Source organism: Proteocatella sp. QWL-06 (assembly GCF_058684135.1).
The window spans coordinates 2,052,941-2,075,516 of sequence record NZ_CM178755.1 but is presented as its reverse complement, the minus strand read 5'-3'; the positions used below and the strand labels follow the sequence as shown (position 1 = coordinate 2,075,516).

The 22,576-nt window shown below is 45.3% G+C and carries 21 protein-coding genes and 1 pseudogene; 20 read left to right on the top strand and 2 right to left on the bottom strand.

Annotation, left to right across the window (positions count from 1 at the left end):
• Nucleotides 1-9 precede the first annotated feature (9 nt).
• From rho to AC4PGZ_RS09910, 18 genes and pseudogenes are all read left to right on the top strand, one after another.
• Nucleotides 10-1,179, top strand: a pseudogene (rho, locus tag AC4PGZ_RS09995) (transcription termination factor Rho); the annotation flags it as partial.
• A gap of 108 nt (nt 1,180-1,287) precedes the next feature.
• Entirely contained in the window at nt 1,288-1,488 is a 201-nt protein-coding gene (rpmE, locus tag AC4PGZ_RS09990) for a 50S ribosomal protein L31 (RefSeq protein ID WP_492158475.1), read from the top strand.
• A 127-nt stretch (nt 1,489-1,615) separates the two neighbouring features.
• Nucleotides 1,616-2,200: a thymidine kinase gene (locus AC4PGZ_RS09985; protein WP_492158474.1), complete on the top strand. Its 585-nt coding sequence runs from the start codon at nt 1,616-1,618 to the stop codon at nt 2,198-2,200.
• A gap of 308 nt (nt 2,201-2,508) precedes the next feature.
• Nucleotides 2,509-3,744 carry an RNA-guided endonuclease IscB gene (gene iscB / locus AC4PGZ_RS09980; protein ID WP_492158473.1) on the top strand — a complete coding sequence of 412 codons (1,236 nt, stop codon included), beginning with the start codon at nt 2,509-2,511 and terminating at the stop codon, nt 3,742-3,744.
• Nucleotides 3,745-3,804: 60 nt separating this feature from the next.
• Complete coding sequence (locus tag AC4PGZ_RS09975) at nt 3,805-4,779, top strand: DUF1385 domain-containing protein (protein WP_492158472.1); 975 nt, start codon at nt 3,805-3,807, stop codon at nt 4,777-4,779.
• 14 nt (nt 4,780-4,793) lie between these two features.
• Nucleotides 4,794-5,753, top strand: coding sequence for a peptide chain release factor N(5)-glutamine methyltransferase (prmC, locus tag AC4PGZ_RS09970; RefSeq protein ID WP_492158471.1), 960 nt, complete (start codon nt 4,794-4,796; stop codon nt 5,751-5,753).
• 83 nt (nt 5,754-5,836) lie between these two features.
• A complete protein-coding gene (gene prfA / locus AC4PGZ_RS09965; RefSeq protein ID WP_492158470.1) occupies nt 5,837-6,901 on the top strand; it encodes a peptide chain release factor 1 in 1,065 nt (354 codons plus the stop codon).
• 13 nt (nt 6,902-6,914) lie between these two features.
• Entirely contained in the window at nt 6,915-7,994 is a 1,080-nt protein-coding gene (locus AC4PGZ_RS09960; RefSeq protein ID WP_492158469.1) for an L-threonylcarbamoyladenylate synthase, read from the top strand.
• 17 nt (nt 7,995-8,011) lie between these two features.
• Nucleotides 8,012-8,449, top strand: coding sequence for a ribose 5-phosphate isomerase B (gene rpiB, locus AC4PGZ_RS09955; protein ID WP_492158468.1), 438 nt, complete (start codon nt 8,012-8,014; stop codon nt 8,447-8,449).
• Between the two features lie 9 nt (nt 8,450-8,458).
• A complete protein-coding gene (gene upp / locus AC4PGZ_RS09950; RefSeq protein ID WP_492158467.1) occupies nt 8,459-9,088 on the top strand; it encodes a uracil phosphoribosyltransferase in 630 nt (209 codons plus the stop codon).
• 103 nt (nt 9,089-9,191) lie between these two features.
• Nucleotides 9,192-10,433 (top strand): DUF1576 domain-containing protein, encoded by a 1,242-nt coding sequence (locus AC4PGZ_RS09945; RefSeq protein ID WP_492158466.1) that lies wholly within the window; start codon nt 9,192-9,194, stop codon nt 10,431-10,433.
• Nucleotides 10,434-10,449: 16 nt separating this feature from the next.
• Nucleotides 10,450-10,839, top strand: a complete 390-nt coding sequence (locus AC4PGZ_RS09940; protein ID WP_492158465.1) for a hypothetical protein — start codon at nt 10,450-10,452, stop codon at nt 10,837-10,839.
• Nucleotides 10,840-10,958: 119 nt separating this feature from the next.
• Complete coding sequence (gene acpS, locus AC4PGZ_RS09935; RefSeq protein ID WP_492158464.1) at nt 10,959-11,348, top strand: holo-ACP synthase; 390 nt, start codon at nt 10,959-10,961, stop codon at nt 11,346-11,348.
• Nucleotides 11,345-12,502, top strand: a complete 1,158-nt coding sequence (gene alr, locus AC4PGZ_RS09930) for an alanine racemase (protein ID WP_492158463.1) — start codon at nt 11,345-11,347, stop codon at nt 12,500-12,502. Before acpS ends, alr begins: the two co-directional genes overlap by 4 nt.
• A 27-nt stretch (nt 12,503-12,529) precedes the next feature.
• Entirely contained in the window at nt 12,530-12,892 is a 363-nt protein-coding gene (locus AC4PGZ_RS09925; RefSeq protein ID WP_492158462.1) for a type II toxin-antitoxin system PemK/MazF family toxin, read from the top strand.
• A 99-nt stretch (nt 12,893-12,991) separates the two neighbouring features.
• Complete coding sequence (locus tag AC4PGZ_RS09920) at nt 12,992-15,175, top strand: DUF5693 family protein (protein ID WP_492158461.1); 2,184 nt, start codon at nt 12,992-12,994, stop codon at nt 15,173-15,175.
• The gene (csaB, locus tag AC4PGZ_RS09915) at nt 15,165-16,292 is read left to right on the top strand and encodes a polysaccharide pyruvyl transferase CsaB (RefSeq protein WP_492158460.1); all 1,128 of its coding nucleotides are present in this window, start codon (nt 15,165-15,167) and stop codon (nt 16,290-16,292) included. The genes AC4PGZ_RS09920 and csaB overlap by 11 nt, the downstream gene beginning before the upstream one ends.
• Nucleotides 16,273-17,019, top strand: a complete 747-nt coding sequence (locus AC4PGZ_RS09910) for a WecB/TagA/CpsF family glycosyltransferase (protein ID WP_492158459.1) — start codon at nt 16,273-16,275, stop codon at nt 17,017-17,019. The genes csaB and AC4PGZ_RS09910 overlap by 20 nt, the downstream gene beginning before the upstream one ends.
• Before the next feature lie 40 nt (nt 17,020-17,059).
• On the opposite strand, the gene AC4PGZ_RS09905 is transcribed toward AC4PGZ_RS09910, so the two are convergent.
• Nucleotides 17,060-18,811: a phospho-sugar mutase gene (locus AC4PGZ_RS09905; RefSeq protein WP_492158458.1), complete on the bottom strand. Its 1,752-nt coding sequence runs from the start codon at nt 18,809-18,811 to the stop codon at nt 17,060-17,062.
• Nucleotides 18,812-18,841: 30 nt separating this feature from the next.
• A complete protein-coding gene (gene cobT, locus AC4PGZ_RS09900; protein ID WP_492158457.1) occupies nt 18,842-19,930 on the bottom strand; it encodes a nicotinate-nucleotide--dimethylbenzimidazole phosphoribosyltransferase in 1,089 nt (362 codons plus the stop codon).
• Nucleotides 19,931-20,069: 139 nt separating this feature from the next.
• Here cobT and AC4PGZ_RS09895 point away from each other — a divergent pair, with 139 nt between their 5' ends.
• Together AC4PGZ_RS09895 and cls are read left to right on the top strand one after the other, a co-directional pair.
• Nucleotides 20,070-20,963, top strand: a complete 894-nt coding sequence (locus tag AC4PGZ_RS09895) for a DNA-3-methyladenine glycosylase family protein (protein WP_492158456.1) — start codon at nt 20,070-20,072, stop codon at nt 20,961-20,963.
• A gap of 27 nt (nt 20,964-20,990) precedes the next feature.
• A complete protein-coding gene (gene cls / locus AC4PGZ_RS09890) occupies nt 20,991-22,499 on the top strand; it encodes a cardiolipin synthase (RefSeq protein ID WP_492158455.1) in 1,509 nt (502 codons plus the stop codon).
• The last annotated feature ends 77 nt before the right edge of the window (nt 22,500-22,576 follow it).

Below are 22,576 nucleotides of genomic sequence, written 5' to 3'. Positions count from 1 at the left end.
TGGATGAAGCCGGAAAGAGTTGATTTATATACAAAAGAAGAATACCAGGACATGATAAATGATGAGAATGCGCAGATTGCTGAAGGGGTGCTCGAGATACTTCCTGACGGGTTTGGGTTTTTGCGTGGGGAGAACTATCAGTCAACGGAGAATGATGTCTACATCAGCCCGGCGCAGATAAGAAGATTTAACATGAAGACTGGGGACAAGGTATGCGGAATAACGAGGGAGCCGAAGAACAACGAGAGGTTCAGGGCGGTGCTTTATGTAAAGTCAATAAATGACATCAAGCCCGAGACTGCCGCAAACCGAAGGGATTTTGACAGGCTTACTCCGGTATATCCGAAGGAGAGGCTTGTGCTTGAGGCTGAGCCGGAAAATATTGCGACCAGGATAATAGATATCATGGCGCCAATAGGAAAAGGCCAGAGAGGCATGATAGTCGCGCCGCCAAAGGCTGGGAAGACTACTCTTATAAAGAAAATAGCAAAGGCCATAGAGAAGAATAATCCTGATGTCGAGCTGATCGTGCTTCTTGTCGACGAGAGGCCGGAAGAGGTAACTGACATAAAGGAGTATGTGGACAGCGATGTCATAGCTTCCACATTCGATCAGGAACCTTCTAATCACATAAAGGTGGCCGAGATGGTGCTCGCAAGGGCAAAATGCCTGGTCGAGCACGGCAGGGATGTCGTAATACTTATGGACAGTATCACCAGGCTTTCGAGGGCATACAACCTGACGATAACTCCTACGGGAAGGACTCTTTCGGGAGGACTGGATCCCGGAGCTCTGTACGGGCCAAAGAAGTTCTTTGGTTCGGCGAGGAACATGAGAGAGGGCGGCTCGCTTACGATAATAGCCACTGCGCTCGTGGACACCGGCTCGAGGATGGACGACATGATATTCGAGGAGTTCAAAGGAACCGGAAACATGGAGCTGCATCTTGACAGAAAGCTTGCCGAAAGAAGGATATATCCTGCGATCGACATATTCAAGTCTGGCACGAGAAAAGAGGAGCTGCTGCTTTCTGCGCAGGAGATGGACACAATGGTTACGCTCAGAAAATACTTCTCCAACAAGACTCTTCAGGAAGTGGCAGAGGACGTGATATCTGTCATGAAGAATACGAAGAACAACAGAGAATTCATGGATGCGGTAACAAAAGCCATGAAATAGTAAAAAAACGGGTCAATAAAGAAAGTGTTTTTTGACTTGAACTAATAAATATAGTATGTTATAATATACAAGTTAAATTATGATTTTATGTGAGGAGAGGTGAAAAAAATGAAACAGGGAATTCATCCAAAGTATAACGAAGTTCAAGTACACTGTGCTTGTGGATATACATTTACAGCTGGATCTACAAAGGACGAGATACGTGTAGAGACTTGTTCACAGTGCCATCCTTTCTATACAGGTCAGAACAAGAGTATAGAAAAAGGCGGAAGAGTTGAGAAATTCAACAAAAAATTCAACAGAGGCTAATAGCATGAAATGGACACGGGAGTCAATCCGGTGTCTTTTTTTTGCGCGGATTCAATTTCTGGTTTATTTCTCATATACAATCTGATATAATAAAGTGGTAGAAGTATGACTTGGAGGATAAATATATATGTACAGACCCAGAGGACACGGATATATAGAGATGGTAGTAGGACCAATGTATTCGGGCAAAAGCGAGGAACTGATAAGAAGGCTTACCAGGGCAAAGATCGCAAAACAGGATGTTATAGTTTTCAAGCCTTCGATAGATGACAGATACAGCGCTGCAGATGTGGTTTCTCACAGCGGGATAGCTCTTCAGGCGGTGGCTGTAAACAAGCTGGATACGATATGGGATTTTATAACCGAAGATACTCAGGTTGCAGGATTTGACGAGGTTCAGTTTTTTGAGCAGGGAATAGTCGACATAGTAATAAAACTTGCAGACATGGGTATAAGAGTCATATGTGCTGGGCTGGATATGGATTTTAAGGCAGTGCCATTTGGAGTTATACCGGAGCTTCTTGCGAGAGCAGAGTTTGTGGACAAGCTTCAGGCGGTATGTGTAAAATGCGGAGACCCTGCCACAAGGACCCAGAGGATAATAGACGGAAAGCCGGCCAGATATGATGATCCTGTCATACTCGTAGGTGCGACTGAGAGCTATGAGGCAAGATGCCGCAAATGCCATCAGATAGGACTAAACATTAAGTAGTTATATCTATATAAATTTGTATATAGATATGTACAAATATACTCACAGTCCCATAATACCCTGTTAGTATATGACTTAATGTCAGGTTTCAAGCCTAAGTGAATACTGCACTGTGAAAACATGCTGTATGATGAACTACGATTGTATGAATGCTGAAGACTTACCTTCAGATGTGATTTGCAGTCTGAAGCTCTAAGAGTACAAAGGATGACCGACTTCTAATTGGGTGAAGTCAAACACCGAAATACATGAGCACCATACTGTCATTGGCAAGCAGAAAAATCCCACGAAAGTGAGAGTGGTTAGAAATGACCGAATATTGTTTTGTGTTAGACAAAGACAACAAAAAGCTTTCGCCTACAAATGTTAATAATGGATGGAGATTAATCAGAAGGCAAAAAGCAGAACTGGTTTCCAGATATCCCATGGCAATAAAGCTTAAAAAAGTAGTTAAAGATGAAGACACAGACAAATCTGAATTTTCATGTGGTATAGATACAGGAAGTATTTATACAGGCATTGCAATCGTTCAGAGGTGCAGCACAGGGAATAAACCGGTTTTCAAAGGAACTTTGGAGCACAGGCAAGATGTAAAACAAAAAATGGAAATAAGACGTGGCTACAGGAGATATAAAAGAAGCAATAAACGATACAGGAAAGCGAGATTTGACAATAGATCTGCCAGTAAAAGAATCAACAGAGCAGCTCCCAGCATATTACAGAAAAAACAGGCTATCGTCAGGGTATTAAACAGCCTTAATAAGTATATAAATATATCAAAGGTCGTAATAGAAGACGTAGCCATAGATATCAGAGCATTGACCGAAGGTTGTAAACTGTATAAATGGCAGTATCAGCAGTCAAACAGATTAGATGAAAATATAAGAAAAGCTGTTATTCTCAGAGATAAGTGCAAATGTATGGAATGCAGCAGATCAAACACTAAATTAGAGGTACATCATATTGTTCCAAAGCGATCAAACGGCAAAAACAACCTGGGAAATTTGATAACACTCTGTTCTAAATGTCACGATGAAACTAAAGGCAGGGAAGAACAGTTCATCAATAAATATCAGGGGATGATAGATGGCAAAAACATAAGGTTTGATTATGCCCAGCATGTTATGCAAGGCAAGAATTGGCTTAGAAAAGAATTATCTAAACAATTTCATGTGGAATTTACTTTTGGTTCAGATACTGCAAACAAAAGAATCGACTGGAATATAGAAAAGACCCACGCCAATGATGCCATATGCATTGCAGGCCTTGAAGTCAATGAAAGAAAGTGCGGTATTAAGGACTGGACGATAAAAACAATCAACAGGCGCTGCAAATCAAAACTTAAAGAAGAAGTATGCGGATTCAGGCACAGGGATTATGCGGAATATACAGACACTAAAGGAGTAAGTTATACAGGATATGTAACAGCCATGTACCCTGAATTAAATGCCATCAATATTAACTCTCCACAAAAACATTTGAAAAAAGCAAATGCAGAGAAATGTAAATTAGTGTGGAGGTTTAATAAGATATATTGGTTTTAAATGGTGTATAATAAATGCACTTAAAAACATTTGACTATACTTTTGATAGGAGAATAATTGATGTATTTGAAGGATAAAGCAAGGATTCCTGCCGGTGGTCAGGCCCTTATAGAGGGAGTCATGATGAAATGTGGCTCAAGCAAGGCCATAGCGGTAAGGAAAAGCGACGGTACGATAGAGGTGAAGCGTGAAAAGCTCTCTGTTCCAAAAGATGGGAGCATAAAGAAGCTTCCCTTTGTCAGAGGAATGTTCATGCTTGTAGAATCCATGGTAGAGGGAGGAAAAGACCTCACGTATTCTGCCAACCTATATGCAGAGGGATTTGATGAAGAAGAGGAGTCAAAGTTTGACAGATGGCTGAGAAAGGTATTCGGGGACAGGCTCGATGACGTGATAAACCTGGTGTCGATAGTACTTTCTGTTATAATTGCCGTTGGGCTGTTCATAGTGCTTCCTACGGTAATAGGAAAGGGAGTCGCGACGGACAGGACTTTTACAGTTGCTCTCAGAGAGGGCGCGCTCAAGCTGTCCATATTCGTAGGCTATCTTCTGCTGATGTCCCAGATGAAGGACATAAAGAGGGTATTTCAGTACCATGGAGCAGAGCACAAGAGCATATTTGCATATGAGCAGGGTCTTGAGCTGAATTTGGAGAACGTTAAGAAGATGGGAAGGCTTCATCCGAGATGCGGAACCAACTTCATGTTCGTGGTAATCGCGATATCGATAGCAATATTCAGCTTTGTAGGAATAAGAAACGTATGGCTGAGAAGCCTTGTCAAGATAGCTGTATTCCCGCTCATGGCAGGGATATCATACGAAATAATAAGGTTTGCAGGCAAGCATCAGAACGGGTTCACCAGAGCCATGGTGTGGCCGGGACTGATGATGCAGAAGATAACAACGAAGGAACCGGATGACTCACAGATAGAGGTAGCGATTGCATCGCTTAAGGCCGTGCTTGAGGATGAAGGGATAATCAAGAGGGAATTTGCGACTACGGCTGAGGTCGTTGATCCAGAGACTCTTATATAAAGGCGGTGCAGGATTTGTCGGTTGATAACGGATTTTCGCTTGGAGAGGCGGCGGAGCTTGGACGGGAGCTGCTTCAGGAGATGGGGCTTGACTACGGCGCAGCTGCGATGGAGACGGATCTGATAATAAGGGAAGTAACCGGCTTTGACCGGATTCACATAATGCTTAATCCAGACCAGGGCATAGGGCAGCAGCTTTATGAAGAGATTGTCAGGCTGCTTGAGCTCAGGAGATCGACCATGCCCATGGCATATGTGCTTGGACACCGTGATTTCATGGGGCTGGATTTTTACTGTGAGCAGGGCGTGCTCATACCAAGATCTGACACTGAAGTCCTGGTAGAGACTGTGATCGAAAAGCTTGAAGCGCAGGAAGAAAAGACCGGATCACAAAAGCCGGAGAGCCTCTACGGAATAGAAATCGGCGTTGGCACCGGGATAATCTCGATATCGCTGCTCAGGCATTTTTCGGTGCTCAGCATGGTTGCGGGAGACGTAAATGAAGTCGCAATTGAGCTGGCAAGAAAAAATGCAGCATATGCGGATGAGCAGATAATGGAAATGCAGGGAGAACACGTCAGCATAAGCAAAAGGCTGAGCGTCATATATTCAGATATATTTCAGAACATAGAATCGCTGAGGCTGTATGATGCAGACAACCATGCGGACCTGTATGATTTTATTGTTTCCAATCCACCGTATATAAAAACGGATGTCATCGACACCCTGATGAGCGACGTGAAGGATTTCGAGCCTCACAGCGCTCTTGACGGAATGGATGACGGTCTTTATTTTTACAGGCAGATAACAGATCGGGGATATGACATGATAAGGCCTGGAGGCTTTGTGGCATTTGAAATCGGATTTGACCAGGGAGAGGAGGTAAGTGAGCTTATGAAAAAAAGAGGATACAGAGATGTTGAGATACGTAAGGACCTTGCCGGACTCGACAGAGTGGTCACAGGGTTCAGGTAGCGGCCCTGGCGGCATGCAGGCGGATTTCAGGATGAAGTATAAAAATAAAAGATAAAGTATATATATACAGGAGAGAGGTTAATATGTTTGATAAATTAGGAGTACTTGAAGAAAAATTTGAGGATCTGAACATGAGAGTGGCTGACCCGGAGATAATTTCGGACCAGTCTACATGGCAGAAGCTCATGAAGGAGGTTTCGGACCTGGAGCCTATCGTGAGCAAGTACAGGGAGTACAAACAGACAAAGGAAGATATAGAGGCGGCGAAGGAAATTCTTGATACATCGAGCGATGAGGAGTTTCGTGAGCTTGCAAAAATGGAGCTTTCTGAAAAGGAAGCTGACATGGAAACCATACAGAGTGAAATGAAGATACTGATGCTTCCAAAGGATCCTAATGATGACAAGAACGTCATCGTGGAGATAAGAGGAGGCGCAGGCGGAGATGAGGCGGCGCTTTTTGCGGGAGTACTGTTCAGGATGTATTCCATGTATGCTTCAGCAAGGAGATGGAAGGTAGAGCTCCTTTCTTCGAATGAAACGGGAATAGGCGGCTACAAGGAAGTCGTATTCATGATAAATGGAAAAGGCGCATACTCAAGGCTCAAGTTCGAGTCGGGAGTGCACAGGGTCCAAAGAGTACCTGATACTGAGTCGAGTGGAAGAATACACACTTCTACGGCTACGGTTGCAGTGCTTCCTGAAGTTGAGGATGTAGAAGTAGAGCTGAACATGAATGATGTAAGAGTCGACGTGTTCAGGTCATCCGGAAACGGAGGCCAGTCGGTAAATACGACTGACTCGGCGGTAAGGCTTACGCATGCGCCTACAGGCATAGTGATCTCGATGCAGGATGAAAAATCCCAGCTCAAGAACAAGGAGAAGGCATTCAAGATCCTGAGAGCAAAGCTGTATGACATCGAGCTTGAAAAATCTCAGAAGGCTATGGCTCAGGAGAGAAAGAGCCAGGTTGGAACGGGAGACAGATCTGAGAGGATAAGGACATACAACTATCCTCAGGGAAGAGTGAGCGATCACAGGATAAACATGACGCTTTACAAGCTGGAGCAGTTTGTGAACGGGGACATGGATGAGATGATAGATGCGCTCATAACTACTGACCAGACTGACAAAATGCAGTCTATATAAAAAGGTGAAGAAAATGTGTGCCAAAGTAGCAAGAGTCTCAGCTGAAGGCTCATCGGAATCGGAAATGAAGCATCTGCTCGAGGCAGGAAGGATACTCAGGGAAGGCGGCACGGTCGTATTTCCTACTGAGACGGTGTACGGGCTTGGAGCCAATGCGCTTTCTCCTGACGCGGCAAGAAAGATATACCTGGCAAAGGGAAGGCCGTCTGACAATCCTCTCATCGTTCACATATCAAGGGTTGACATGCTGTATGACATAGCTGAGGACATCGGCAGCGATGCACTCATGCTCATGGATGCATTCTGGCCGGGGCCGCTTACCATGATATTTCGAAAGAAGGATATAGTTCCTCTGGCAACGACCGGAGGGCTGGATACCGTAGCAGTGAGGATGCCAGGACACAAGGCGGCGCTGAAGCTAATAGAGGCTGCGGGTGTTCCTGTAGCGGCTCCATCTGCTAACATATCCGGAAGGCCTTCGATAACAAGCAGCAGATATGTTCTCGATGAGTTTGCAGACAGCGTGGACATGATAATAATAGGCGAGAACTCTGAGATAGGCATAGAATCAACCGTGGTAGACATGACTGAGGAAGTGCCTGTGGTGCTGAGGCCGGGAAAGATAAGCCAGAATGATATTTTTGATGTGATTTCTCAGGGAGACTCTGCAAAGCGCGAGTTTCTGGATAAAAAGCTCTATGAGATCACGGGAAATCACTGCGAAAGGCCGGCAAGGTCGCCTGGAATGAAGTACAGGCATTACAGCCCAAAGGCCAGGGTGATTGTGGAAGAGCCGGGCAGGAGTGCGATAGATATAATGAAAGAATATCTGGAGCTGCTTTCTGAGAATGGAAAGCATGTGTACGAAGATGGAGACATAATGGTCTTTTGCATCGAGGAGAATGCACCTCTTTATGGAGACCATGCATATATCCTTGGAGAGGACAGCAGCGAGATTGCGAGGAATCTGTTCACCAGCCTTCGCATGATGGATGACATGGGCGTTAAGCTCATAATAAGCGAGTTTTTCAGCGGAGACGAGCTTGCCTGTGCGGTAATGAACAGGCTTGTGAAAGCTTCATCAAATATATAGAAATAGTGGAGGTAAATATGAAAATTGGAGTGAGCTCTGACCACGGTGGTATCAATCTGAAGGAGAAGATAAAGCTTCATCTTCAGGCAAGAGGAATTGAGGTTACTGATTTCGGCACTGATTCTACGGAGTCTGTGGATTATCCTGATTATGGAAAAATCCTTGCAGAGGCGGTAGCCAGGGGCGAGGTACAGTACGGAATCGCTATCTGCGGTACTGGAATAGGTATATCTCTTGCTGCGAACAAGGTTAAGGGTATAAGATGCGCAAACGTATCTGATACTTTCTCTGCAAGGATGGCAAAGATGCACAACAACTGCCAGATGATAGCTCTTGGAGAGAGAACGGTAGGGCCGGGACTTGCTATGGACATAGTGGATGCGTTCCTGAATGCCGAATTTGAAGGCGGAAGACATGCGATCAGGGTATCAAAGATAATGGAGATAGAAGAATAGGAGAGAACTATGTCAAAGGTTGTAATTTTCGATCACCCGCTTATCCAGCATAAGCTTACTATGATGAGGGACAAGAACACAGGATCACTTTCTTTCAGAGAGCTTGTAAAGGAAGTCGGAACCCTCATGGTATATGAGATCACCAGAGATCTTCCTCTTGAGGATGTTGAAATTGAGACTCCGGTTACAAAGATGACTGGAAAGATAATAGCTGGCAAAAAGCTTGCGGTTGTGCCGATACTGAGAGCAGGACTTGGAATGGTTGAGGGAATACTTGAGCTGATACCGGCTGCAAAGGTAGGACATATAGGTCTTTACAGAGATCCTGAGACTCACAAGCCTGTAGAGTATTTCTGCAAGCTTCCACAGGACCTTGCGGACAGAGATATATTCGTAGTTGATCCTATGCTTGCCACAGGGGGCTCAGCTGAGGCTGCGATAACCATGCTCAAGGAGAAGGGCGCTAAGAAGATAATACTCATATGCCTTGTAGGATGCCCTGAGGGAGTAAGCTTCATACAGGAGCATCATCCGGACGTGGATATCTACCTTGCCGCGTGTGACGAAAAGCTTGACGAACATTGCTATATAGTTCCTGGCCTTGGAGATGCAGGCGACAGGATATTCGGAACAAAATAATTTTTGCTCTGGCTTTATGTGGTAAACCTTGATTTGGTGGCAGTGCTGCCTTGTCGAGGTTACCTTTATATAAAGGGCTTTATAATATTAAGAAAGGAGTTTTATGAAAAAAAGAAGACTGCTGTATTATTACTTATGGATAATCCTTCTGTTTTCATATTTTATTGTATGTGGAATGTTTCTTCAGCCTCCGGGCGAGATTGTGAGAGGACTCTACAGCATAATGACCGATCCGTCGGTTCTTGTATCTGACTATCTGGAGGTAGGCGGCATAGCTGCGACATTCATCAATGCGGGGCTTCTGGGCATAATATGCACCGCAATAGTCATGAAGCTGGACATGAAGCCCAATGGCTCCATATATCTTGCGCTTTTCTGCGTGTTCGGGTTTGGTTTTTTTGGAAAGAACCTGCTGAATATATGGCCGATACTTACGGGAGCTTATATGTATTCGAGGAGAAAGCGGCAGCCTTTTCGTAACTACATAGTCATAGCGCTTCTGAGCACGAGCCTTGCGCCTGCGGTCAATCAGATCTTCGTGCTGATTGATGGCCCTACCGTGTCTGCCATGATACTGTCTGCGTTCTCGGGGGTAATGCTGGGATTCGTGATGCCTCCTATAGCATCTCACTGCGTGAAGATGCATGAGGGATTCATACTTACGAATTCGGGATTTGCAAGCGGGTTCATAGCGATAGTATTTGTTTCGATGTTCAGGTCTTTTGGAGTGGAGCTCAAGAACAGGGAGGTATGGTCCTCAAATTATACCAATGAGCTTGCCGTAGCGATAATATTCGTTATGCTGTGCATGATATTCGTAGGATTCATAAAAAAGGACGAATCCTCAAGGACTCTCGTGGAGCTCAATGAGGAGACGGGACGTCTGGTTACGGATTTCTTCGTGCTTTATGGAAAGCACATACCGCTAATCAACATGGGAATTGTTGGGATAGTATACACGGTGTTCACGCTGATATGGGCAGGTTCGCTGAATGGGCCTTTTACGGCGGGAATATTCACTATCGTAGGCTTTGCGGGATTTGGACTTAATCTTAGGAACGTGATTCCCATAACTGTGGGCGCGGTGCTGGGATCCATGCTCAATATATGGCCTCACAATTCGAATACTCTCATGGTTATAATTCTTTTTGGTACGGCCCTTGCGCCGTTTTCTGGATATTACGGTCCTGTGTGGGGTATACTGGCTGGATTTATCCATATGTGCATTGCACTGAACCTGAGCAGCATAACTGCCGGGATAAATTTGTATAATAATGGATTTATTGCCGGAATTGTGGTAATATGTCTATTGCCTGTAGCTTCATCGCTTAGGGACGATTATTGATGTGGAGGTATCTGGAATGAGCAGACGCAATACAGCGCATGTAGATCACAGACTTATCAGCATTGTTGATGAGATGCTTACTTTTTTTTACAGCCTCAGGGCTGAGGATATAAAGATGGAAATCGGTATCGAGGACACGCACACTGACCTCACCTTCAGTGCCAGGATAAAGGCGCCGATTGAGCCAAAGAGGCTTGCAAAGATCAAGAAGCTCCTTGCGTCTCCAAGGGCACATGAGATGGAGGAATATTACTGGGGCCTTACCGGAAATGACATGACTCCGAGCACGGAGCTCAGCCTTGTAGGAATGATGATCGATGATTTCGAGATCGAGTACCAGGAAGGGACTGAGGATTTCTTCATAAGGATGAGAAGAGACAACATCCATCTGCACAATGGCAAATAGAGGAATTAAAGCGGGAAGTAAAGGAATTCTGAAAAAAATTATTTAAATTTTTATTACAAACCTTTTCCTGAGTTGACAAATATCTGTAAAGGGTATAAGTTATATGTTAAGGAGTGAACATGGCTGTTTTTGGAGTAGGAACTGATATTATCGAGATAGCAAGAATCTCAGATATTCTAAGCAGAGGAGACCGATTTCTTGAGAGAGTGCTTACAGCAAATGAGAGAGAATATCTCAGGCTCAGAGGCATGAAGCATGAATCCGTGGCTTCCATGTGGTGCGCAAAGGAAGCTGTGGCAAAGGCCCTCGGCACAGGAATCCGGGGATTTGAAATGAAGGACATCGAGATAATACACGACGATCTGGGCAAGCCCGCGGTGCTTCTTCACTCTGGCGCATCAGAGACGGCTGAGAGGCTCGGCGCAGGCAGCATCCTGCTGAGCATATCTCACTGCAGGCAGTATGCGGTAGCGATGTGTGTAATAGAGAAAAGGGAAGGTGCATTATGAACATTTATATGCCTACATGGGCAGAGATCAATCTTGACAACATAATACATAATTACAGGAGTCTAAGGGCTCTTACGAAAGAAGGAACCAAGAGCTGCGCTATCATAAAGGCCAACGGATACGGCCACGGAAGCGTGGAGCTTGCAAAGGTTCTTGAAGAAGATGGATGCGACTATTTCGGGGTTGCCACAGCAAATGAGGCGCTCGAGCTTAGAAAGCATGGCATCAAGGCACCGGTGATGTGTCTGGCGTACATAGAAGAAGATCTTTACGGTGAGTTCATCGAAAAGGAGATAGACATACCTCTTTTCAGCTATCAGACTGCGAAGAAGGTGTCTGACAGAGCAGCAGAGCTCGGAAAAAGTGCAAGGATCCAGGTGAAGCTCGATACAGGAATGTCAAGAGTAGGATTTCAGTGCAATGATGAGACAGTTGGAGAGCTTGAGAAGATAAGCAAGCTTCCAAACCTTATACTTCAGGGCATATTCACACACTTTGCAAAGGCTGATGAATGGGACAGATCTGAGACGGATCTTCAGTTCAGCAGATATGAAAAAATTGTTAAGGCAATAGAAGAAAAGGGCATAAGATTCAATATCAGACATGTATGCAACAGTGCAGGTACGATAATGTATCCGGAGTATCATCTGGATATGGTCAGGATGGGTATAAGCCTCTACGGGCATTATCCTTCTGATGAGGTTGAAAAGGAGAGAGTGGAACTTAGGCCGGCTATGGCGCTTAAGACAAAGATTTCCCATGTGAAGCTGCTTGAAGAGGGCAGAGGGGTAGGCTATGGCCACAAGTATATAGTGGAAAACGGCAGCAAGTACATTGCTACTGCGCCAATAGGCTATGCAGACGGCTTTACCAGGATGCTGAGCCAGAAGGCGGACGTGCTCATCAATGACAGGCTCTACAATCTGGCAGGGAATATCTGCATGGATCAGAGCATGTTCCTTGTGGATGAGACAGTTTCAACTGGGGATATAATTACCATTTTTTCAGAGGATGAAAAAATACGAGTGGAAAGGTTGGCCAAACGACTGGGGACGATCAACTATGAGATTTTGTGCATGGTTCAGAGAAGGATTCCGAGACTTTATATCAGGGATGGAAAAATCTGCAGGACTGTAAATTATCTTATTGACTGATCCACGTTTTTTGGCAGGGTTTAAATTATGAATAGCAATACGATTATTAAGAGAGGCGAGGTATATTATGCCGATCTTAGTCCAGTCGTAGGTTCGGAGCAGGGTGGAGTAAGGCCGGTGCTTGTTATCCAGAATGATATTGGAAACAAGTACTCGCCAACCATAATTGTAGCGGCAATAACATCTCAGTTGAACAAGGCAAAACTGCCTACACATATTGAAATTAAATCCGGAAACTACGGTCTGGTCAAGGACTCGGTATTGTTGCTGGAGCAGATCAGGACAATTGACAGAAAAAGACTGAAGGACCGAATCGGAAGGTGCGATGCTGCTTTTATGACGAGAGTGAATAAGGCACTGTCCATAAGTATAGCGCTGAATGAAGAATAGTTTGTACATATGCCAGTCGCTTAGCCAGCGGCTGGTTTTCTGTTGTGCAAATGGGGCAGAAATGATATAATATTACCGTATGTAAAAAAAGAGGAAGATTTGAAAGGAACGGTTATGAAGATAAACAGGATCTTGGCCGCAGCTGTGGCTGTGGGGATTGCGTTTTCTGCACTTCTCACTATTCAGAGGTTTGACAGAGAATCGGATTATAAGACGTATGAAGTTAACATGTATTATTCAGAGCTTGAGAAAGTGGCATCACAGGAAGGCGTGAGCATGGATGACATGCTTGAGGATATGAAGGATACGGGCATAACAAACATGCTTATAAAGGAAGATACGCTGCAGAGTCTTAAGCAGAATCCAGCTGTAAGCCTCACGACGAGGATGAGCGGGTATGATCTTATTATAGAATCTGAGGACAGCGCGCTGATCCAGAGGATATACAGAGCCTTCATGGATGTGAAGAAGGATGACAGGAGCGTAACACTCGAGGATGATAAAACCATAAGGATTGAAGGAACGTCACTTGATTACATAGAGGGTCAGGTACTTACCGTGGGATCATATGGACAGAAGAACGTGACATCTACGGTATGGTCTGGCTCAATGCTTGAGACTGCAGGGCTCGGATATGATGAAAAGGCGCTCGAGCTTTCAAAGAAACACGGATTTGGAGTCATTCTGTCTCCAAACTACTATGCTGACTTTCAGTCTGCAGAAAAATCAGTGGATGCATTCCTTGATACTATAGACAGCTCGCAGATCGAGCCAAGCCACATAATCTTCAGCGGGAATCAGGTCCTTGGATTTGACTATCCGGAAATGAAGAGGATGCAGGATGAGGCAGCGGATGCGGGTATAAAGAAATTCGTATATCCGCCGCTTGAAAAGCTTGCGACAGGACTTGAGGACAGGGACATAGCCGTAGCGATGATAGAATCGAGCTCTCAGGGAGGATACCTGAAGACGGACGGGATGATGGAGCTTCTCAAGCTCATGGATTTTGATGCCGTGGGATCGTATCTGACATGGGATTTTGTAACAAACAAATACGACTATGAGATTCCTTTTCATCACAATGGTGAAGAGATTGCAAATATAATGTTCAGGGGAATAACTACAAGAAACATAAGAGTCATATCATTAAAGCCATTCATCAAGGATGGACGGTATATATCAGACCCTCAGGCATATGCAAATGTGCTTGACAATATTGAAAAAAGGCTTGCTGCGGTAGACATGAAGCCGGCAAGACTCAAGACCATGGAATTCTTCAGTCCGAATCCTCTTATGAGGATACCTGTGGCAATGGGGATAATCGCGGCCTGGCTGATGATAATAGACAATCTTTTCGCGCTTAATAAGAAGAAATCGCTGTATATACTGCTCGGGCTTGGAACGGCGGCTTCGGCGGCGCTGATAGCTTCAGGCATGATGTCTGCAATAGTGGAAAAGGGATTTGCGCTCCTTGGAGCCATGACTATGCCTTCTCTTGCAGGATGCTGGCTGATATCAAGGCTGAGAAGGATTGAAAGCGACCTTCTGTATACCTCAAAGGCGAAGGCGTTTTTGAAATCTGAGCTCATGATGCTCGGTGCAATACTGATAACTCTTGGGAGCGTGCTTTTTGAGGTGGCTATGCTTACTCACAGCAGATACCTGCTTGGAGTGGATACCTTTGCAGGAGTAAAGATATCGCAGGTGGTTCCTATGGGTATAATCCTTCTCATGTATATCGCATATTTTGGATACAGGAGAAACACGGACAGCGAGATAACCGGGATAACTTCAGGAGATGTGCTGAGATTTGCGAATGATACAATAAAGGTATGGCAGATAGCTGCTATTGGAATTTTTGCTGCGGTGCTGATGGTTTTCATGGCAAGATCGGGGAATACTGCGGCTGAGCCCTCTGCGGCTGAGGTTCTGATGAGAAACTTCTTTGAGTTCATATTCCCGGCAAGGCCGAGAACCAAGGCCATATTTGCTGGAATTCCGTTTACTGTAATAATGCTGTACCTTTCGCAGACAGGCAGAAACCACAAAATAAATATAGCATTTATAGTGCTTTCGAGCATAGGACTTGTTAATACGGTAAATACGTTTTCACATACCAAGGCGGCGCTTACAGTATCTGTATTCAGGACAGGAGCAGAGCTTTTTGTAGGCTCTCTGGTTGCGCTGGCGGGTATAATTATGATAGAGGCTGTTATATACATCTGCGGCCGAATGAAGGATAAAATGAAAAATGAGAAAGGCAGTGTGCTAAATGGGCTATAAGATTCTGCTTTCGGGATATTTTGGGTTTGACAACGTAGGGGATGAGGCTATACTCAATGCCATGGTAAAGGGAATAAGGAAGGAAATGCCTGACGCCGAGCTTGTTGCGATGTCTGCAAATCCTGAGCTTACAGCGAGAAAAAACGGAATCAGGGCGATAGACAGAATGAGCATCATTTCCATAATGAAGGAAATGAGGGATATGGACCTCTTCATAAGCGGTGGAGGATCTCTCTTTCAGGACGTGACCTCGAGAAGGTCGATACTCTATTATCTTGGAGTGGCATATCTTGCAAAGGTAATATTCAAAAAGAAGGTCATGATTTATTCGCAGGGGATAGGACCTGTGACAGACCCTAAAAACAGAGAGCGCATGGCGAAGCTTTTCAGGAAGCTGGATATAATAAATGTGAGAGACAATCAGTCAAAGCTTGAGCTCAATGCCATGGGAGTTACTGAAAACATAAGAGTTACGACTGATACGGTATTTTCTCTTGAAAAGCCGGATCATATGGCAGGAGCTGAGATACTTGCAAACTGCGGCGTGGATACCAGAAAGCTTACCCTCGGGGTTTCCGTGAGAAGCTGGAAGGACTGTACTCCGAGGATAACGGAGGAAATCGCAAAAACCATAGAGGCCCTTAAGGACAGGGATATGAACGTTGTAATGCTTCCATTTCACTTTCCTCATGACCTTGAGCTGAGTGAAAGGATACACGAGCAGGTAAGGGTGAGCGAGAGCGACCCGATAAGGATATATACGCTGAAAAATCTCATGGGAGAGGAAGAATTTCTTTCCGTCATGTCCAATATGGACATAATGCTTTCCATGAGGCTTCACGGACTCATATTTGCCACAGTGTGCAATGCATGGCCAATCGGGATATCCTATGATCCAAAGATACAGAGCCTCCTTGAGGAGATGGGAAGAGAAAGCGCAATGGAGGTAGACTCCATTGATTCAGCTGAGCTCGTAAGGCAGATAGAGCATGCTGTAGAGAATATGGAGCAGCTGAGGGAACAGACGGCTGACACAGCGCACCTGATGAGAGAAAAGGCGCTGCTTAATAATAAGATGGTAAAGGAGCTGCTTACAGGTGAGAATATTAGGCGTTAGGATAGATCATGTAGATATGAAGAGTGCCGTGAAAAAGGCGGCTGAGAGCATAAATCCTCAGAAACCTTTTGTGATTGTAACTCCGAACAGCGAGATAGTGGTAAAGGCCAATGAGGAGAGGCCGCTTCTCGATTTCATTGAAAATGCAGGCATGGTAGTGCCAGACGGAATAGGGCTTGTAATCGGCTCAAAGCTTGTCAGGGAGCCGCTGAAGGAGAGAGTCACAGGAATAGATCTGATGGTGGAGCTCGTAAAATATGCAAGCACAAACAGGAAAAGCGTTTATTTTCTTGGAGGAAAGCCCGGCGTGGCAGAGCAGGCGGCGGAAAAGCTCAAGGAGAGATTTCCGGGGCTTGAGGTTGCAGGAGCACATCACGGATACTTCAAGGGACTTCACACAGGAGCAAAGGGCCACAGCGAGGAGCTTGCTGTGATAGAAGATATAAAGGCGAAAAAGCCGGACATGCTCTTTGTGGCATTCGGAGCGCCGAAGCAGGAATATTTCATCGATGCCTACAAGGACATCCTGGGGGCAGGACTCCTGATGGGAGTAGGCGGATCGCTCGACGTAATCTCAGGAAATGTAAAGAGAGCGCCGGAGATATATCAGAAGATGGGACTCGAGTGGGCATACAGGCTCGCAAAGGAACCATGGAGGATAAAGAGGGCAGGAGCGCTTCCGATTTTTGCGCTGAACGTACTCATAAAAAAAGACAGGCCTATGTAGGCGCTGTCTTTTTTTATGCATTCCGGGGTATTCCGGTCGATTATATCTTTTTGAGTTCTGCAAGCACTGTCTCCTTGAGATCGGCGAGCTTTTGAACTGATTTTTCGTTTGTCTCGGCTCTCGTGCATGCATATATCTTTATCTTAGGCTCTGTTCCTGAAGGCCTAAGTGCATACCAGCTTCCGCATTCGAACTGGAACTTTATTGCATTTTGCTTTTCTATGTTTACCTTCGATACAGTTCCTGTTGCTATGTCAAGCTCTTCCTGGGTTCTGTAGTCGATGTATCTTGCAAGCTTCATATCTGCAATCTGTCTTGGATATGCAGTCCTGTACTGCTCCATCATCTTCGCGATCTGCTGTTGTCCGGTTATTCCTTCCATCACTATGGATACTGTGTCTTCCCTGTGGTATCCGAATTCTTTGTAGAGCTCATTCAGTACATCGATCAGGGTCTTGCCCTGAGCCCTGTAGAAGGCTGCGGCTTCGGCAAATATCATTGATGATGTCACTGCATCCTTGTCTCTCACGAATGTACCCACTGCATATCCTATGCTTTCTTCGTAGCCCATTATCATGGTCTTTGCCTTTGTCCTGTCGAGCTCGTTCTGCACAGCGAAGATGTTCTTGAAGCCGGTGAGCACGTCTACCATATCTACGCCGTATTTTTTTGCGATGAGGGTTCCCATCTCTGCCGTAACTATGGATTTTACTATTATAGAGTCTGGCTTTATGAGGTTTTTCTCGTTCATCTGCGAAAGGATGTAGTGTATAAGAATTACTCCTGCCTGGTTTCCGTTTATCTCTTCATATTTTCCGTCATGCTTTACCATTATGGCTACTCTGTCGCAGTCCGGGTCTGTGGCTATCAGGAGGTCGGCATCCTTTTCTTTACCCAGCTTTATTGAGTATTCGAATGCCCTTGTATCTTCAGGGTTAGGATATTCTATGGTCGGGAAGGTGCCATCAGGAAGCTCCTGCTCCTTTACTACATATACATTCTTAAAGCCTCTCTCTGAAAGGATTCTTCTTACAAGGATGTTTCCTGCTCCGTTGAGTGGGGTGTATACTATCTTTATATCCTTGTCCAGGGATTCGTCGTTGAGCGATTGCGCCTTTGCATTTGCCAGGAATTCGTCGTCTATTTCGCTTCCGATGTATTCAAGGAGTCCGTTTTCAAGGGCGTACTGTTCTGTGTATTTTTCTTTTTCAGCTAGATACTTGACTTCCTCAAAGCTCTTTATGTTGTTTATTTCAGCGAGTATGAGGTTTGCGATGTCATCCTTTATCTGGCTGCCTTCCTGCCAGTATACCTTGTAGCCGTTGTAGTTTTTTGGATTGTGGCTTGCGGTCACATTTATTCCGCCGGCAGCTCCGAGTTTTCTTATAGCAAAGCTCAGCTCAGGGGTAGGCCTGAGGGCATCAAAGACGTAGGACTTGATTCCGTGTGAAGCCAGAACCAGCGCTGCTGTCAGCGAGAATTCCTTTGAGAAAAGCCTGCAGTCATATGCTATGGCAACTCCCTTTGCTGCGAATTCGTCTCCGAATGATTTGATGACCTTTGCGAATGCGTCTGTAGCTCTTGCTATTATATATTCGTTCATGCGGTTGGTTCCGGCTCCGATTTTTCCTCTGAGTCCTGCGGTTCCAAACTCGAGGTCCTGATAGAATCTGTCTTCGACTTCGGCTTTGTCCCCGGAGATTGATCTGAGCTCAGCTTTTGATGCCTCGTCTATTATTGTTGAGTCAAGCCAGTTCTGATACTGCTGCTCGTAAAGTGGTTTCTGCGTCATGAGAAAGCTCCTTTCGGTTTCTGGATTTTGTTATTTTTCTTTTCTTATTCCTGTGTCTGGCACCGGTGATGAGTCAAATGTCATCATGTTTTTATATATCTGATTTGCAGCTTCGATAAGATTGAAGAACAGCACTGCTCCGCTGCCTTCGCCAAGTCTCATGCCCATATCGAGCGCTGCGCTGAGTCCGAGCATTTCGAGTGAAAGCTCAGATGCCGGCTCCGCTGATTTGTGAGATGCCATCATATACTGCACGCTAAGAGGGCAGAGCTGTTTTGCAAGCAGGGCACCGGCGTATGATATGAAGCCGTCAAGCACTACCGGTATGGAATTTGCGGCGCATCCGAGTATGGTGCCTGTTATCGCGCCTATCTCGAATCCTCCAACCTTGGCAAGGATGTCGAGCGGATCATTTCTGTCGGGGTTATTGATCTCTATGCCTTTTCTTATGGTATCCACCTTGTGCTGCAGCCCTTCTGGAGGAGTTCCTGCTCCAAGGCCTGTAACCTCTGCAGGGTCTCTCTGTGATATGACAGATACTATGGCGCTGCTTGGCGATGTGTTACATATACCCATTTCTCCAAGTCCGATAACTCTGTATCCTTTTTTTACGTATTCATCTGCAAGCTCTATCCCTGCGGCGATTGACTGAAGGGCTTCTTTATGTGTCATGGCCGGGCCTTTTGCAAAGTTTGATGTGGCTTTTCTTATCTTTCTGTCAAGCACTCCCTCAAGGCTCTCGTCTGTGTTTATTCCGATGTCGACTGCGAGTACATCGCTGCCCTGGAGCTTTGAGAGCAGGCCTATGGAGCATGTTCCTTTTGCGTAATTCGGGAAATGCAGTGCGGTGACTGCCTGAGGCTGCATGCTTATACCTTCTTCGTATATTCCGTGGTCTGCACCGTATGCTATTACTATCTTGGGGTTTGTTTCAAAGAACTGGCTCCTGTATATGCCTGCGAGCCTTATGCTTATATCTTCAAGCTTTCCGAGAGATCCCGGAGGCTTTGCGAGGTTATTCTGCCTGTCCTGTGCTATGGATATGTACTCCTGGCTTACAGGGATTATTTTTTCTATAGTCTTTTCCAGAAGCTGTCTGTTTGAATCTTTAATGTTCATTGGCTGGGTGCTCCTTCTTGTTTAAAGTATGTTATCTGTCTATTATATCAGATTTACTGTTTTTTTTCATCACCGCGGGGGGTGGATAATTGATATTTTGTGTAGTATAATTGAGTAAATATATTTGAAGGAGGGTAAAATGGATATTATTCAGCAGGGAAACAGCGTTGTCATAAGAAATGCGGTGGAATTTGAGCCAAGGCATATCTTTGAGAACGGACAGTGCTTCAGATGGACCAGGGAAGACGATGGTTCGTATACTGTAGTTGCTATGAAGAGGGTCATAAACGTCAGAAAGGACGGAGATGATGTAATAATAGACAACTGCAGCATGGCGGATTTCAATGATATATGGTACAGCTATTTTGACATGGGAAGAGATTATGCGGCTCTCAGAAAGGAGCTTTCGCAGATTGATTCTCATCTGATGGCGGCAACTGAATTTGCGCAGGGGCTGCGTATACTGAGGCAGGACATGTTCGAGATGGTAATCTCGTTCATAATATCTGCAAACAATCAGATACCAAGGATAAAGAAATCCGTGGACAGACTGAGCGAGCTCTGCGGAGAGCCGATCGGAGAATACAGGGGCCAGATGAGATATGCATTCCCGAGCGTCGCGGCGGTTGCTTCCATATCTGAGGAAAACCTGGCGGCCATAAAGGTTGGTTTCAGGGCTCCCTATATCCTCAAGAGCGCGAACATGATACTGAGCAGAGAGGTCGATCTCGAATCGACAGGAAATCTGCCTTATGAGGATGCATGCAATGAGCTGATGAAGCTTGCCGGCGTAGGTCCAAAGGTCGCTGACTGTATACTTCTCTTCGGGGATGCGAGAGAGATTGCGTTCCCTGTGGACACCTGGGTCATAAAGTTCATGAATGAGTATTATCTTGAGCAGAGCGATAAGAACATGAAGAGGATAAAGAAAAGAGGCATTGAGGTATTTGGCGATAAGGCGGGGTTTGCCCAGCAGTATCTTTTTTACCATGCTAGGGAAAGCGGACTGGGAAAGAAGGGGCCGGCTGTATAGACAGCCTTAATTGACTGGAGGGGAATTATGAGTTTTTCTGTGACAGACTTTTTTTCTATGACGGACTTTTATTCCGGGGCCGTGTTCTGGTTCTGGCTTACGCTTTTTTCAATTGCAGTAGTAATCTTCTTTGAGAGAAGGAATCCGTCGACGACCATGACCTGGCTGCTGCTTCTGATACTGCTGCCTGTGGCAGGGCTCGTCATGTATTTCGTATTTGGAGAAAACCTGCGCAAGAAGAACAGCAAGAAGATACAGAAGATGAAGGATTCTCTTCTCAAGGCTGACGACACGCGGGCGGCATATGACCTTGTGTATCAGATAGAGGAGCAGAAAAAGTGGCTGGACTCAGAGGCGAGCGATGCTTTTTTCAACAGGGATGACAAGCAGGCCATAAGGCTGCTGCTAAATTCAGGAAATACTCCTGTAACTATGGGCAATGACCTTAAGATATTCGAGGAGGGGATATCCAAGTTTGAAAAGCTGCTCGAGGATATCTCAAAGGCTGAGAAGCATATCCATATGGAGTATTATATAATAAAGGATGACAACATGGGCAATCGCCTCAGGGAGGCTCTGATAGAGCGGGCGAGGGCTGGTGTTAAGATAAAAATCCTGTATGATCCGATTGGATGCTATCCTCTCCTCATAACGAGGAGGCATTTTTTTGGGAGCATGAGAGCGGAAGGGATTGAGATATTTGCCTTCATGCAGGACAAGAGGCTTTATTACAGGAACATAAACTACAGGAATCACAGGAAGATTGCCATCATAGACGGCAAGGTGGGATATCTTGGAGGCATAAACATAGGGGATGAATACGTACATGAGGATCCGAGGTTTGGCTTCTGGAGAGACACCCATCTCAGGTTTGAGGGCAATGCGGTAGTGATGCTGCAGATGGTATTTCTGCAGGACTGGTATCACAGGACGGGAAGGTCGGAGTTTAGAAAGTCCTATTTTCATGTATTTGAAGAGCCAAAGGGTCCGACGACTGTCCAAATCGTGGCATCGGGCACGGACTCTGAGCATCCTACTATATATCAGTCATTCTTTTACAACATCACGCATGCTCAGCAGTCTGTGTATATACAGTCGCCTTATTTCGTGCCGGACGAGGCTCTTCTAATGGCGCTCAAGTCTGCGGTGCTTTCCGGGGTGGATGTGAAGATAATGTTTCCGGGTATTCCTGATCATTTTACCGTCTATCACGCGTCCCAGTCCTATCTGAGCGAGATTGCGGAGCTGGGAGCAAAGGTGTATATATATAAGAAGGGATTCATTCATTCAAAGGTAATGATGGTGGATCACGAGTTTGCAAGCGTGGGAACGGCCAATATGGATGTGAGGAGCTTTAAGATAAATGCGGAGATAAATGCGCTAATATATGATGATGAGACGCTCTGCCATCTGTATGACATGTTCGACAGGGATCTGAGAAATTGCGAGCTGCTCGATCCTGACGCATACCTTAAGAAAACCATAAGGCGGCGCTTTGTGGAAGGAGCCTGCAGGCTTTTCTCACCAATACTGTAACAATTAAGGAAAAATGAAATCATACAGGTATAAAAAGGAGCAGGCCCTCAAATTGGAATTTTAGAGGACCTGCTTTT

Coding starts and splice junctions, on each gene's coding strand:
- rpmE (WP_492158475.1), top strand. CDS start 1,288: ATGAAACAGGGAATTCATCCAAAGTATAACGAAGTTCAAGTACACTGT.
- AC4PGZ_RS09985 (WP_492158474.1), top strand. CDS start 1,616: ATGTACAGACCCAGAGGACACGGATATATAGAGATGGTAGTAGGACCA.
- iscB (WP_492158473.1), top strand. CDS start 2,509: ATGACCGAATATTGTTTTGTGTTAGACAAAGACAACAAAAAGCTTTCG.
- AC4PGZ_RS09975 (WP_492158472.1), top strand. CDS start 3,805: ATGTATTTGAAGGATAAAGCAAGGATTCCTGCCGGTGGTCAGGCCCTT.
- prfA (WP_492158470.1), top strand. CDS start 5,837: ATGTTTGATAAATTAGGAGTACTTGAAGAAAAATTTGAGGATCTGAAC.
- AC4PGZ_RS09960 (WP_492158469.1), top strand. CDS start 6,915: ATGTGTGCCAAAGTAGCAAGAGTCTCAGCTGAAGGCTCATCGGAATCG.
- rpiB (WP_492158468.1), top strand. CDS start 8,012: ATGAAAATTGGAGTGAGCTCTGACCACGGTGGTATCAATCTGAAGGAG.
- upp (WP_492158467.1), top strand. CDS start 8,459: ATGTCAAAGGTTGTAATTTTCGATCACCCGCTTATCCAGCATAAGCTT.
- AC4PGZ_RS09945 (WP_492158466.1), top strand. CDS start 9,192: ATGAAAAAAAGAAGACTGCTGTATTATTACTTATGGATAATCCTTCTG.
- AC4PGZ_RS09940 (WP_492158465.1), top strand. CDS start 10,450: ATGAGCAGACGCAATACAGCGCATGTAGATCACAGACTTATCAGCATT.
- acpS (WP_492158464.1), top strand. CDS start 10,959: ATGGCTGTTTTTGGAGTAGGAACTGATATTATCGAGATAGCAAGAATC.
- alr (WP_492158463.1), top strand. CDS start 11,345: ATGAACATTTATATGCCTACATGGGCAGAGATCAATCTTGACAACATA.
- AC4PGZ_RS09925 (WP_492158462.1), top strand. CDS start 12,530: ATGAATAGCAATACGATTATTAAGAGAGGCGAGGTATATTATGCCGAT.
- csaB (WP_492158460.1), top strand. CDS start 15,165: ATGGGCTATAAGATTCTGCTTTCGGGATATTTTGGGTTTGACAACGTA.
- AC4PGZ_RS09905 (WP_492158458.1), bottom strand. CDS start 18,811: ATGACGCAGAAACCACTTTACGAGCAGCAGTATCAGAACTGGCTTGAC.
- cobT (WP_492158457.1), bottom strand. CDS start 19,930: ATGAACATTAAAGATTCAAACAGACAGCTTCTGGAAAAGACTATAGAA.
- AC4PGZ_RS09895 (WP_492158456.1), top strand. CDS start 20,070: ATGGATATTATTCAGCAGGGAAACAGCGTTGTCATAAGAAATGCGGTG.
- cls (WP_492158455.1), top strand. CDS start 20,991: ATGAGTTTTTCTGTGACAGACTTTTTTTCTATGACGGACTTTTATTCC.